Genomic DNA, 11,719 nt, shown 5'->3' with positions numbered 1-11,719 from the left:
TACGCTTCTGGAGGAGATGACCCAGGCCCTATGCGCATTAGGACACATGGATGGTCAGATGAGAAATTATTCTATTGTAGTTCAGTATTCAACATGAGAGTGACGCACTCGCAATGGCAGTAGGGTCTCTCAAGGAAGACCTTCAATGAAACTGCATCCGATGAGCTTCGTGGGTTTGGTGTTGTTCGCGCAGGTGTCCCTGGCCAATCCCCTGCACGCGCAGAGTGCGGAGCATGCGCTGAACAGCTATGCCTCGGCCCTTCTCTCCGGGGATGTGGCAGGGATTCAGGCGGCGTTCTCGAAGCGGGTCCACGAGGGCATTGCCAGCCGCTATGGGACGGTGGAGAAGGGCATCCAGTCGCGCCTGGAGCAGGAGCGCAATGCGCTTCAGTCCGCGCAGACGGCCGCTGGCGTGTCCGAGCTCTACCGCGTGACGAACGTCGCGGCGAACACGGATGGCTCCATCCTGGCGGTCGAGGTCACCTTCGCGGGGGCCGACATCGAGAAGAACATCACCCTGGTGCTCGAGGAGGGGGCCTACCGTATCGACGCGATCGGCACGGCCGACGTATCCCTGATGGCCTGCCCAGGCAGCCAGGACTTCCGGGTGAATAACACCACTTCATTTACTTATTCGGTGTCTTGCAGTTCTCCGCTTGTGGCCCACGTCGGGTGCCCCGGCAACTCGCGTAACTTTGCTCCTCGGGAGAACACGCTCATCAGTTGCCCCAGCTGGTGCGGGTGGGTGGGCGGCACGCGCTTCAACGTGGGAGGCTACTCCTTCCCGATTGACTGTGCCTACAATCTGGTGGGTTGGGACCTGAATATCGGCGCATCGCTGACCTGCCAGAACCCCTGCTAGCGGCAACGGCAACCCGCAGACAGACGCCACAGCCGGCGTTGCGCGGGCTCTCGAGGGAGTCTCCTCGGGAGCCCAGCAACCCCCGGGTCCGTTGTCTGGGAACAGTGTCAAAGGACTTGCTCCGACATCTCGCCCCTTACGAATCGTCTGACGCCACCTCGACTCCGGTTTGCTGGGCGATGCGCTCGACTCGCGGCCTCTCGTAGGCCGAATCCGCCCACACCGTCTGAGGCGGTGAACGGTTACGCATCGTCCTGGTGGCTGGGGCTGCCTTTGTCATTGGCACGGCAGGGGCGGGCGTGCTGGTGCTGGATCCTCTCGCGGCACTCTGAGGTGCAGCTTCTTGACAACACGGCCCGAAGACTTCGAATTTGAATCCCTGTGCCATGCCCTCGAGGGCGCGGTAGAGTATGTTCCAGACGCTGCGCACGATGCGATCAGTACCGCAGCGAACGCGCTCCACTATCTTTATGTGACCGGCCAGTTCACGGCTTTTCGTGAGTACCGCCGCGACACTGACAGGGCCGCCCCCTCTTTAGTCGATCCTGCCCATGTTTTCCCAGACATGGGGCGTGCTGAGGAGTGGCTGCGGAAACAACCGCTGTCTTCCTGGGGAACTCTCGTGAAGGTGGCTGGGAAAACGTTCGCTATCGGGAAGCGGGCGGAGATGAATCTAACACTCGTGCCATCCTTCACGCCGCAGGAAGTAGATTCGCCTGACCCCGAGTGATGCCGAGAGCAGTTGAATGGAGACTCGCGTGGGCCGGAGGAAACATGGGTTGAGGGCTCGTCATCATCACCTGTCTCAAGCGTGCTGAATCGAGTTGGGCCGCATGTGCCCCCAGTGTGCCCTCCAGCGGGAACTTGAACGGGGCGAGACGGGAGGAGCGGGGAACGCTCAGGTGGGAGAGCAATGCATTAGCCGGGAAGCGGCTTGGTCACTCCCCCACGATGGGCAGACCCAACAGAGGGAAGAGGCTCACCCGCGATCCTCGGTGAAGAGCAGATCGATCAGGAGCGCCTTTCCCAGCCCGACATTTCCTCCCCAATGATCCATCTGGGGAACAGGAGTGAAAAGCACCTCGTTGGGTAGCCGCGTGGCATGGAAGGTGGACTCAATGAGTGCGGCGAGCCGGGCCTCATCCGGTTGGAAGCCTGGAGGCAGCGGAGGGTAGCGGGTCCATGCCTCCTCGGAGGAACCCGTCTTCAGCGCGTGCGAGGCGTAGATGACATAGGCCGGGGCCAGCAGGCTCACCAGGCAGACCAGCTCATCGAGCGCTCCCTCCGCTTCCTTCGGTAACGGCAGGGAAATCCGGAGGCGGTAGCACGGATCGTAGAACAGCATCGTCGAGTCCCAGAAAGTCGAGTTCGGGAACTCTTCGCGGGCGCGCTGAACGAAGCCCTTCCAGGAGTCGGTATCCTCCCGGGCCTCCTCCAAGCGCCGCTGAAGCCGCTGGAACTGCTCGGACTCCCTGTACCCTGGCTCGTCAGCCCAGAGACCCGTGGGATAGTACTGGTGGAGGAGCTGGACGAGCGCCGCAGCGGAGAGATCAGGTTTCATGCCAGTGAGGACGGTCATGGGCCTTTCACGGAAAGGTGGTCCTTGGGATGCCTGGAGTGATGAACGAACGAACCCGGGTGCCGGGAAGAGTACCGACGGCCGGATCTCCCATGATGCTATGCATGATCTTGCGGAATTCGCTACATGCCATCGCCGTGGGAAGCCGCTCCTTGAGAACACGCGCCGCTGCGGCATCCGCAGCCTGGGCCGCCTTCACTTGCGCCACATTGTCCAAGACGACTCCATCTTTGTTGAATTCCGGCACTCCCACTTCGATTTCGCAGAGGGTGGTCTCGGGATACAGGGGCGAGAGCCTGCCTAGGAGTGTGTTGAGCTAACGAGCCAGGGGCGTCGGGCGGACGGCTCGGCGCCTGCTTGCTCCAGGGGGAGCGAGCCCGCCGCTACACGGCGATCGTGGCTCGGTAAAGCTTCAGCAGATTGTGGGTCAGGCAAATGAAGCCCCCCCCCCGCAGGCCTTCGCCAGCCCTCGCAGCAGCAGTTGCCGAAAGCCTCGCATGACAGCCTGTCCACGATGGATCACTGATTACCCATCAAGCATACCTTATTTCACTGTATCAGACAGGCGTCTCACTGTCTCCGCAATTTGATTAACCATCACCTTGGGAATGGGTCCAAACTCTAACTTGGGCGTCAGCGCAGAAATAAGAGCATCAAACTCAAGCTCTTGTTCCTCAGGCATCAGTTGAAGGGCGTCTGCCATGGCATCATACTGCCCGGCAAGACGGATATCAAATCTATATTTAGACACAAGCAACTGAATCAGAAAAAACCCGCAGATCAGAACTCCAATCCGAGTCATCCACGACGTCACCGCGTGAACAGCAAGCTGCGGAGTCGACACATCTTTTTTTCGGCCGATAGACTCAGTATCATGGATATCCCTGACAAACACATCAAGCGCCTCACCAACATCACGAAACGCCTCCACTGGAGTCGATAACTTCTTTCCAGCCCGGTCAACTGCTACCTTAAGGCGCTCTGCAGCATCTTTGACCTTAAACTCTCGTCCAACCGTATCCGTAACTCCATTAAGAGCCACCATTGTTTCCATTTCCATTTGCGACAACCTATCAGCAACCACAAACACAAGAGCCAACACAACAAGAGCCGCCACTATCAATCCGATATCTATCGCCGCAGCTTTGTGCTGCTTATTGGCCCGTTCCCTAATTAGCCCAAGAACTACATCTCGAGCCGAGTCCGGAGAGCCAAGTACATCCTGATTAAGGCCGGAAGGAACTCGCGGTACTGCCGACATCTCTTGAGGAGATGACTTGAACGAGCCATCAATGCTTTTTTTTACTTCGCGATGGATGCCGGCTGATTGGGACGTCATTTTCTTACGCATAAAATCAAACCCTTACAGCGAACCAGTACACTACAAGGCCAAGGGCCTGCACATTAGCGTGCGGACACATCCGCGAACTACGACTCAACTCCACATTCGCATGAGCAAAAATCATCACCACCACCCAAGCCTTACAATTTCCTCAATAAGGACCACAATCGTTGTTTCAGTTGGCGTTCCTTGAAAAGGAACGGCACCTGGGCGCCTTGAAAGGCATTCCACGCGGCAAGCCACATCATCCACCTACAGCCTTTGTAAGTCCACGGGGTAATCCTCAACACCTAGATGCTGTGGATCACGTGAAGCTTGGACGCGCAAACGAGCTACCTGTCCACCGATCAGCGCATGAAGCGAAAACTCGACATCAATACAATCCGGCGCGAGCTGCTCCGTCCCCCGCTCCGGAAACAGGGGAAGGATGATTTCTTTGCCATACCAATACCCCGGCGACACGGCCAAGACATTCTCCTCGCTCAGAGGTTTGGCCAGAACATCCACCACCATAAAGCCCAGCTTACGGCCTGTGCCGCACTCAGAGACGGACTCCAGGTTGAGCGCGAGGCTTTCAATGAGCCGCTTGTCCAAGCAAACCGCTTTTTCGACAGGGCTCACCAGGAGACGCCCAAACAGGCTTTTCCCATCGTAGCGGACGTTCAGCAGCTCCATCTCCGCGCGAATGGCGCCCGGTTCGCTGGCGGCAGCCCCCTTCGCCGCGCAGATCCTCTCAATGTCCAGCCGCTCAGGCTTTCGCCAGAACAGGAAGGAACCGCCACAAGCCCCGAGTCCCCAGAGTGCAAGTGGAGCGAAGAACAACCTCTTCATTCGCATTTCAAATCCCCATCATCCGCTGGCACACCCAAACCTTGCCTGTGCTTCCAGCCACAAGCGTGTGCCAGCTCATGAACCATTGCTTTCGCACGGCAATCGCGAGACAGAGGCTCCTCGCACCAATTCACTTCGCTCACCGGCTTGTTGCAGCCTGCATCATCAGGTCTGTAGACGTAACCCAGTGAAGTGATTCCTGTTGAATTTCGCTTCTTGCACTCGTCCTTGACGAGCTGGCCACAATTGACCTTGATGCCCGCGCATTGCATCTCGACACAGGTTCGAAGACACGTGTCCGTGATGGGCTGGGCTGCAGCCTGGCACTCCTCGATGGTCGGCAGCTCACGGCACTCTGACCGCATGGGAGTGCCGACGTGAGCGCATCCTTCCCAGACCAGGGTGCCCAGCGCCAATGTAAATGTATCCCTGAGCCCAAGCCTCATGGGCTCAGCTCGCGGAAGGCACAGGGGTAGCAGGTGGGCGCAGCGGCTCGGCGGGAATCTCTGGCGCCGCCACGTGCCGCATCAGCGTCTCGATGGACTTGGACTCCGCGATCCGCCGCGCCAGTTCCAGCAGCACCATCTGGCTGCGCACGGGTGAGCCCTCCTGCGGCACCGGCACATACGTCCCGTCCCGCTGGAGCCGCCGCGCCTTTGCGTTGTCCCTCAACGCCACGCCGAGCACCTCGTCCAGCAGCCGCTGCCGCAGCAGCGGGTCCTCCACCGGGAACATCGTCTCGATGCGGCGCACGAAGTTCCGGGGCATCCAGTCCGCGCTCGACGCCCACACCTCCGCCTGCGCCCCCTCCCCGAATGCGAACACCCGGCTGTGCTCCAGGAACCGGTCCACCACGCTCGTCACCCGGATGTTCTCGCTCACCCCCGGCACCCCGGGCCTCAGGCAGCAGATGCCTCGCACCAGCAAGTCGATCCGCACCCCCGCCTGGCTCGCCGTGTACAGCGCCCGGATGACCCCCGGATCCACCAGCGAGTTCATCTTCGCCACGATGCGGGCGGGCTCGCCCTTTTTCGCCTTGTCCGTCTCCCGCTGGATGAGCCCCAGCACCTTCTCGTGCAAGCCCATGGGCGCCACCGCCAGCCGCTTCCACTGCGGCGCCGTGGAGTATCCGGTGAGCATGTTGAAGAGCGCCGTCACGTCCTCGGCGATCTCCTGCCGCGCCGTGAACAGCGACAGGTCCGTGTACGCCCGCGCCGTCGTCGGATTGTAGTTGCCCGTGCCCAGGTGCACGTACCGGCGGATGCCATTGCCCTCGCGCCGCACCACCAGCGCCACCTTGCAGTGCGTCTTCAGGCCAATCAGCCCGTAGACGACGTGCACCCCGCTCTCCTCCATCCGCCGCGCCCAGGCGATGTTGTTCGCCTCGTCCAGCCGCGCCTTGATCTCCACCAGCACCGCCACCTGCTTGCCGTTCTCCACCGCCCGCGTCAGTGCCCGGGCAATGGGGCTGTCCCCGCTGGTGCGGTACAGCGTCTGCTTGATGGCCAGCACGTTCGGGTCTTCCGCCGCCTCCAACAGGAAGCGCACCACCGGGTCGAACGACTCGTAGGGGTGGTGCAGGAGGATGTCCCGCTTGGCGATGTGGCTCATCACCGGCTCCTCGTCCCGCAGCACGGGCGGCGTGGCCGGCACGAAGGGCTCCACCCGCAGCTCCGGCCGCGGGTCCAGCTCCGTCAGCGCCATCAGGTCCGAGGGCTGCAACGGCCCCTGCATGCGGTACACGTCCGGCGAGCCCAGCTTCAGCGCCCCCGTCAGCGCCGTCTCCAGCTCCATGCTGGCCGCCGCCTCCAGCTCCAGCCGCACCGCCGCGCCCCGGTCCCGGCGCCGCAGCTCTTCCTGCAACGTGGAGAGCAGGTCCGCGCTCTCCTCCTCGTCCACGTTGAGATCCCAGTTGCGCGTCACCCGGAACGCCGCCGACTGCTCCACCGCGTAGCCCGGAAACAGCTCTGCCGCGCACAGCGCGATGAGCTCCTCCAGCGGCAGCACCGACAGCACCGTGCCCGCGGGAGTAGGCACCGGCGCGAGCCGGCTGAGCACGCTGGGCACCTGCACCACCGCCAGCGACTTCTCGAGCATGTTGCGCCGGCGCCGGGGGCCCTCGCGCCGCAGGAGGATCGCCACGTTGAGCGACTTGTTGCGCAGGTGCGGAAACGGGTGCCCCGGGTCCACCGCCAGGGGCGTGAGCGCGGGGAACACCGAGGAGGTGAAGAACGTCTTCGCCGCCGCCTTCTGCTCCGCCGTCAGCTTGTCCCGCGTGAGCACCGCCACCCCGTGCGAGGCCAGCTTCGGCAGCAGCTCCTCCTTCCAGAGCCGGGACATCGCCTCCACCGCCGCGTGCACCCGCTCGCTGATGGCCGCCAGCTGGTCGGCGGGCAGCATGCCGTCGGCCGCCGTCTCCGCCACCCCGCTGGCCAGCTGCTGCTTGAGCCCCGCCACCCGCACCATGAAGAACTCGTCCAGGTTCGAGGCGGTGATGGCGAAGAACTTCAGCCGCTCGTAGGCGGGAAGGGCCGCGTCGCTCGCATCCCCGAGCACGCGCTCGTTGAAGGCCAGCCAGGACAGTTCGCGGTTGATGAAGAGCTGGGGGTCGTTGAGGTCCACGGGCACAGCCTCTTGCATGGAACGTTCCCCCGCGTCACGTCACGGGCATGTCACGCCGCCGGACGGCACCGGGCAGTCCTCTGGCATGATTCCTTACATGGGGGCGTTGTGACGATACACTTTCCGCCGCGCTCATTATGGCCTCTTCCACGCTTCCGCCCGTCCTCGCCGCCATCGATGTAGGCACCAACGCCGTGCGCCTGGAGCTCGCCCGCCCGGACGCGGATGGGGCCCTGGAGACCCTCCACCAGGAGCGGGACCCCATCCGCCCCGGCGAGGGCGTCTTCGCCACGGGCGCCATGCCCGAGGAGACGGCGGACCGGCTGCTGGCCACGCTGCGCCGCTATGCCGCGCTGTGTAAGCGCCACAAGGCGCTCGTGCGGGCCGTGGCCACCAGCGCGCTGCGCGAGTCGCGCAACCGCGACGCCATCGTCCAGCGCGTGCGCGACGAGACGGGGCTGGACCTGGAGGTGGTGAGCGGCAAGGAAGAGGCGCGCCTCATCTGCCTGGGCGTGCTGCACCGCAAGCCCCCCGGCGCCCGCTCGCTGCTCATCGACATTGGCGGGGGCTCCACGGAGGTGGCCCTCACCACCGGCGAGCAGCCAGACCACCTCTGGAGCCTGGCCCTGGGGGCGGTGCGGCTCACGGAGGTGTTCGAGGCCTCCCAGGAGGTGTCCTCCAAGCACCTGCGGCTCATGCGCAGCTTCGTGGCGGAGACCGTGCGGAAGACGCTGCCGGAGAAGAAGCTGTCCGGCGCGCCCAAGGGGGCCCTGGGCTCCTCGGGCACCATCAACGCGGTGGTCGCCTTCGCCTCCGGGGAGGATGGCAACATCGCCACCGTGCGGCAGATCAGCCAGGCGGTGAACGCGCTGGCGGCCATGCCCCCGGAGCGGCGGCGCAAGCGCTTCGATCCCCGGCGCGCGGACATCATCGTCTCGGGCGCCCTCATCCTCGAAGGGGCGATGAAGCACCTGGGCGTGGAGACGGTGTCCGCGGTGAACCGCGGCCTGCGCGATGGGCTGCTGGTGGACCTGCTCTACCGGCAGGACGTCACGCGCAAGGACCACAGCCTCACGGCGACGGCGCTGGAGCTCGGCCGGCGCTTCTTCTTCGACGAGAAGCACTGCCGGCAGGTGGCCCGGCTCGCCGTGGCGCTCTTCGACGCGCTGGCGAACCTGCACCACCTGCCCCTGTCCGCCCGGCCCTACCTGGAGGTGGCCGCGCTGCTGCACGACATCGGCACCACGGTGAGCTACGAGCGCCACCACAAGCACACCTATTACCTCATCCGCAATGCGGACATCCCCGGGCTGTCCGAGCGCGAGCGCGCCCTGGTGGCCCTGGTGGCCCGCTACCACCGGCGCAGCGTGCCCAAGGTGTCCCACCCGGGCATGGCGGGGCTGCCCGCTTCCGAGGCCCGCACGGTGCGCAAGCTCGCCACCCTGCTGCGCGTGGCGAACGCGCTGGACTGCAGCCACCAGCAGCCCATCAAGTCGATCCGGGCCTCGGCCAGCCGGGATGGCGTCACCCTGCACCTCAACGCCCGCCAGCCCATGGACCTGGAGCTGTGGACGGTGGACCGGGAGGCCGCCTACTTCCGCTCGGTGTTCGGCAAGCGGCTGCTCTTTCACGTGGGCAAGTAGGCCCTGCTCCCTCCCCTGCCCTTCAGGGAGGAAAGTGCCCCGGTTTGGCTCCCCCTGGCGGCGATGGCCACCCTGCATGGCGAACAGGGTCCGCTCGAAGGCGGAAGGAGCTGCCGCGATGAAAGCCGTCGTTTTCCATGGGATTGGAGACATCCGCCTCGATGACGTGGAGGAGCCGCGGCTCGAGAAGCCCACCGATGCCATCGTCCGCGTGAGCGCCAGCGCCATCTGTGGCACGGACCTGCACATGATTCGCGGCACCATGCCGGGCATGAAGCCGGGCACCATCCTGGGCCACGAGGCCGTGGGCTACGTGGAGGAGCTGGGCGAGGACGTGCGCAACTTCAGCGTGGGGGACCGCGTCGTCATCGGCTCCACCATCGCCTGTGGGAACTGTTCGTATTGCCGCTCCGGCTACTATGCCCAGTGCGACACGGCCAACCCCAACGGCTCGCAGGCGGGCACGGCCTTCTTCGGCGGGCCGATGATGACAGGGCCCTTCCACGGCATGCAGGCCGAGAAGGTGCGCGTGCCGTTCGCCCACGTGGGCATGGTGCGCGTGCCGGACGGCGTCTCGGACGAGCAGGCCATCCTCATCTCGGACATCTTCCCCACGGGCTACATGGGCGCGGAGATGGCGGAGATCAAACCCGGGGACACCGTGGCGGTGTTCGGGTGTGGCCCGGTGGGCCAGTTCGCCATCGTGAGCGCCAAGCTCCTGGGCGCCGGCCGCGTGTTCGCCATCGACTGCCATGAGGACCGGCTGGAGATGGCGCGGGCGCAGGGCGCGGAGATCATCAACTTCGACGAGGAGAGCCCGGTGGAGACGCTGCTGCGGCTCACCGGGGGCATCGGCGTGGACCGGGCCATCGACGCGGTGGGCGTGGACGCCATGCACGCGCACCATGGGCCCGCCGCCAAGGCCGCCAAGGCCGAGAAGGCGGAGTTCAAGCGCGAGGTGAAGGAGGTGGCGCCCAAGACGAACCCGGACGGGGACAACTGGGTGCCAGGCGATGCGCCCGCGCAGGTGGCCCTCTGGGCGGTGAAGGCGCTCGCCAAGGCGGGCACCCTGTCCATCATCGGCGTCTATCCCCAGACGGCGCGCACGTTCCCCATCGGCGAGGCGATGAACAAGAACCTCACGCTGCGCATGGGCAACTGCCACCACCGCAAGTACATCCCCAAGCTGCTGGAGCTGGTGCGCACCGGGACGGTGGACCCCACGGCCATCCTCTCCCATGTGGAGCCGATGACGAGCGCCATCGACGCCTACCGGAAGTTCGACCTGCGCAAGCCGGGCTGGCTCAAGGTGGAGCTGGAGCCCACGCTGCTCACTTGAGGCCGGGCCGCTCCGTGCCGGTGACGGCCCGCAGCAGGGTCATCGGGCGCACGGTGCGCACCCGTTCGAGCAGCTCCCGGTTCTTCACCAGCAGGGAGCCGGCGAAGGCCAGGCTGTTCAGGGAGATGGACTCGAAGGACTCCTGCGCGCGGGGCACCACCAGGCTCCAGTCCCGCGTCGCCAGGTAGTTGTAGGGCGTCCCGGGCACATCACACCCGGTGGCCCGCAGCAGCTCCCGGTACACAGCCAGTGCCTGGGCGGGGCTCTGGGGCGCGGGCCCCAGGGCATGCCGGAACGGCAACCGGCCCCGGGCCACCGCCTCGTCCATGGGCGTGCGGCTGCCCCCGTGCGCCAGCGGCGCGGGGACGAGCTGGAGGTGCTTGTGCGGCTGGCTTGCCCCGGCCATGCGCCCGCCGTTGTAGAAGGCCAGCGCGTCGAACTCGTCCATGCACAGCAGCAGCGCCTCGAAGTCCGCGAGGGTGAGCAGCGCGTCCTGGTCCTCGTAGGCCTGGGTGACGAGCAGGGCGTGGTGCTCGTAGACGTTGAACTTGTTCAGCAGGCACGCGTGCGCGGGGGCCACGTAGCCCACGAAGAGGTCTTCTTCATAGGGAGCCAGGAAGGGGTTCTTCGGCGGGGCCCCTCCCGAGGGTGGCTGCGTGGCGCGGGCCTTCCGCTCCAGGTTGGAGACGGCCCGGACGAGGAACGGCACCCCCTCGTCCTCGATGACTTCCATCTCCGTGCGGATGGGCATCAGCGCACCGCTGGCGAGCGCCCGCTCGCCGCGCGCGACGATGGCGTTCCACAGGGTTCCTTTTTTGAAGGGGGCAGGGCGCTCCAGCATGAGGGGCTCCATTCAGGCCACGTCCCGTCCGTAATACCACGCCGTCAGCGCCAGCCTGGGGGCATGCGTGGGCAGCACCTCGTGCTCCAGCCGCTCGCTGAGGAACACCACCAGCGTGTCCAGCGTGGGCGGCACGTCCAAGGGGGCCTCCTCCCGGTACAGCCGGAGCTGCCCGCCGTGCGCTGGCCGCCAGTCCGGGTTCGCGTAGTAGATGGCCGTCAGCCGCCGGTTGGACTGGCCGGGAAAGGCGTCCCGGTGACGGACATAGTGGGCTCCCCCGCCCGGGTAGTGGGCGAGCTGGACATCGAAGCGGCCCAGCCCCAGGTAGGCCGCCCGCGAGAGCGCCTCACCCAGGGCCGCGAAGGCCTCCCAGAGCCCGCCGAGCGCCGAACCGGGCTCGGGAGAGAGCCAGGTGATGAAGTCGCCGCGCACGGCCGTGTCCTCGGAGCGGTCCGCGCCCCGGCGGATGGCCGCGGGCCGGAGCCCTCCAGAGGCGGCGCGCGCCTGGGCCTGGGCATGAATGGCCCTTGCTTGCTCCTCGCCCAGGAAGGCGGTGCGCACGAAGAAGCCCTGGGTGCCCAGCGCTTCGATTTCTTCATCCCGAAGGTCCATCGGTCCTGTCCGCGGGGCGCCAGACGCCACATTCCGTCCGCCAGGATA

At 65.2% G+C, this 11,719-nt stretch carries 11 protein-coding genes; 4 read left to right on the top strand and 7 right to left on the bottom strand.

Annotation, left to right across the window (positions count from 1 at the left end; translation table 11 throughout):
* Positions 1–145: 145 nt before the first annotated feature.
* On the top strand, positions 146–862 hold the full coding sequence (locus KY661_RS03365) for a hypothetical protein (protein WP_225408807.1): 717 nt from the start codon (positions 146–148) through the stop codon (positions 860–862).
* A gap of 343 nt (positions 863–1,205) precedes the next feature.
* Positions 1,206–1,592 (top strand): hypothetical protein, encoded by a 387-nt coding sequence (locus tag KY661_RS03360; protein ID WP_225408806.1) that lies wholly within the window; start codon positions 1,206–1,208, stop codon positions 1,590–1,592.
* A gap of 249 nt (positions 1,593–1,841) precedes the next feature.
* On the opposite strand, the gene KY661_RS03355 is transcribed toward KY661_RS03360, so the two are convergent.
* The 5 genes from KY661_RS03355 to ppk1 form a co-directional block, all read right to left on the bottom strand.
* Positions 1,842–2,441 carry a hypothetical protein gene (locus KY661_RS03355; protein WP_225408805.1) on the bottom strand — a complete coding sequence of 200 codons (600 nt, stop codon included), beginning with the start codon at positions 2,439–2,441 and terminating at the stop codon, positions 1,842–1,844.
* Between the two features lie 7 nt (positions 2,442–2,448).
* Positions 2,449–2,658, bottom strand: coding sequence for a hypothetical protein (locus KY661_RS03350; protein WP_225408804.1), 210 nt, complete (start codon positions 2,656–2,658; stop codon positions 2,449–2,451).
* 327 nt (positions 2,659–2,985) lie between these two features.
* Positions 2,986–3,792, bottom strand: a complete 807-nt coding sequence (locus KY661_RS03345) for a hypothetical protein (protein WP_225408803.1) — start codon at positions 3,790–3,792, stop codon at positions 2,986–2,988.
* 243 nt (positions 3,793–4,035) lie between these two features.
* Positions 4,036–4,614 carry a hypothetical protein gene (locus KY661_RS03340; RefSeq protein WP_225408802.1) on the bottom strand — a complete coding sequence of 193 codons (579 nt, stop codon included), beginning with the start codon at positions 4,612–4,614 and terminating at the stop codon, positions 4,036–4,038.
* Between the two features lie 450 nt (positions 4,615–5,064).
* A complete protein-coding gene (gene ppk1, locus KY661_RS03335; protein ID WP_225408801.1) occupies positions 5,065–7,254 on the bottom strand; it encodes a polyphosphate kinase 1 in 2,190 nt (729 codons plus the stop codon).
* Between the two features lie 119 nt (positions 7,255–7,373).
* Between ppk1 and KY661_RS03330 the strand changes: the two genes are divergently transcribed.
* Positions 7,374–8,879 carry a Ppx/GppA phosphatase family protein gene (locus KY661_RS03330; protein ID WP_225408800.1) on the top strand — a complete coding sequence of 502 codons (1,506 nt, stop codon included), beginning with the start codon at positions 7,374–7,376 and terminating at the stop codon, positions 8,877–8,879.
* Positions 8,880–8,997: 118 nt separating this feature from the next.
* Positions 8,998–10,218 carry a zinc-dependent alcohol dehydrogenase gene (locus KY661_RS03325; protein ID WP_225408799.1) on the top strand — a complete coding sequence of 407 codons (1,221 nt, stop codon included), beginning with the start codon at positions 8,998–9,000 and terminating at the stop codon, positions 10,216–10,218.
* Here KY661_RS03325 and KY661_RS03320 read toward each other — a convergent pair.
* Positions 10,211–11,059 carry an ATP adenylyltransferase family protein gene (locus KY661_RS03320; RefSeq protein ID WP_225408798.1) on the bottom strand — a complete coding sequence of 283 codons (849 nt, stop codon included), beginning with the start codon at positions 11,057–11,059 and terminating at the stop codon, positions 10,211–10,213. The genes KY661_RS03325 and KY661_RS03320 overlap by 8 nt on opposite strands.
* Positions 11,060–11,071: 12 nt before the next feature.
* Positions 11,072–11,671 (bottom strand): 2OG-Fe(II) oxygenase, encoded by a 600-nt coding sequence (locus KY661_RS03315; protein WP_225408797.1) that lies wholly within the window; start codon positions 11,669–11,671, stop codon positions 11,072–11,074.
* Positions 11,672–11,719 lie beyond the last annotated feature (48 nt).

The organism is Allostigmatella hybrida, from assembly GCF_020103775.1.
Taxonomy (GTDB): domain Bacteria; phylum Myxococcota; class Myxococcia; order Myxococcales; family Myxococcaceae; genus Hyalangium; species Hyalangium aurantiaca.
The sequence above is the reverse complement of the archived record's forward strand: the minus strand, read 5'-3'. Positions and strand labels throughout refer to the sequence as shown.

Excerpts from the sequence above, each read along its gene's own strand:
- KY661_RS03315 (WP_225408797.1), bottom strand. The coding sequence starts at position 11,671 with ATGGACCTTCGGGATGAAGAAATCGAAGCGCTGGGCACCCAGGGCTTC.
- KY661_RS03365 (WP_225408807.1), top strand. The coding sequence starts at position 146 with ATGAAACTGCATCCGATGAGCTTCGTGGGTTTGGTGTTGTTCGCGCAG.
- KY661_RS03320 (WP_225408798.1), bottom strand. The coding sequence starts at position 11,059 with ATGCTGGAGCGCCCTGCCCCCTTCAAAAAAGGAACCCTGTGGAACGCC.
- KY661_RS03330 (WP_225408800.1), top strand. The coding sequence starts at position 7,374 with ATGGCCTCTTCCACGCTTCCGCCCGTCCTCGCCGCCATCGATGTAGGC.
- KY661_RS03340 (WP_225408802.1), bottom strand. The coding sequence starts at position 4,614 with ATGAAGAGGTTGTTCTTCGCTCCACTTGCACTCTGGGGACTCGGGGCT.
- ppk1 (WP_225408801.1), bottom strand. The coding sequence starts at position 7,254 with ATGCAAGAGGCTGTGCCCGTGGACCTCAACGACCCCCAGCTCTTCATC.
- KY661_RS03355 (WP_225408805.1), bottom strand. The coding sequence starts at position 2,441 with ATGACCGTCCTCACTGGCATGAAACCTGATCTCTCCGCTGCGGCGCTC.
- KY661_RS03325 (WP_225408799.1), top strand. The coding sequence starts at position 8,998 with ATGAAAGCCGTCGTTTTCCATGGGATTGGAGACATCCGCCTCGATGAC.
- KY661_RS03345 (WP_225408803.1), bottom strand. The coding sequence starts at position 3,792 with ATGCGTAAGAAAATGACGTCCCAATCAGCCGGCATCCATCGCGAAGTA.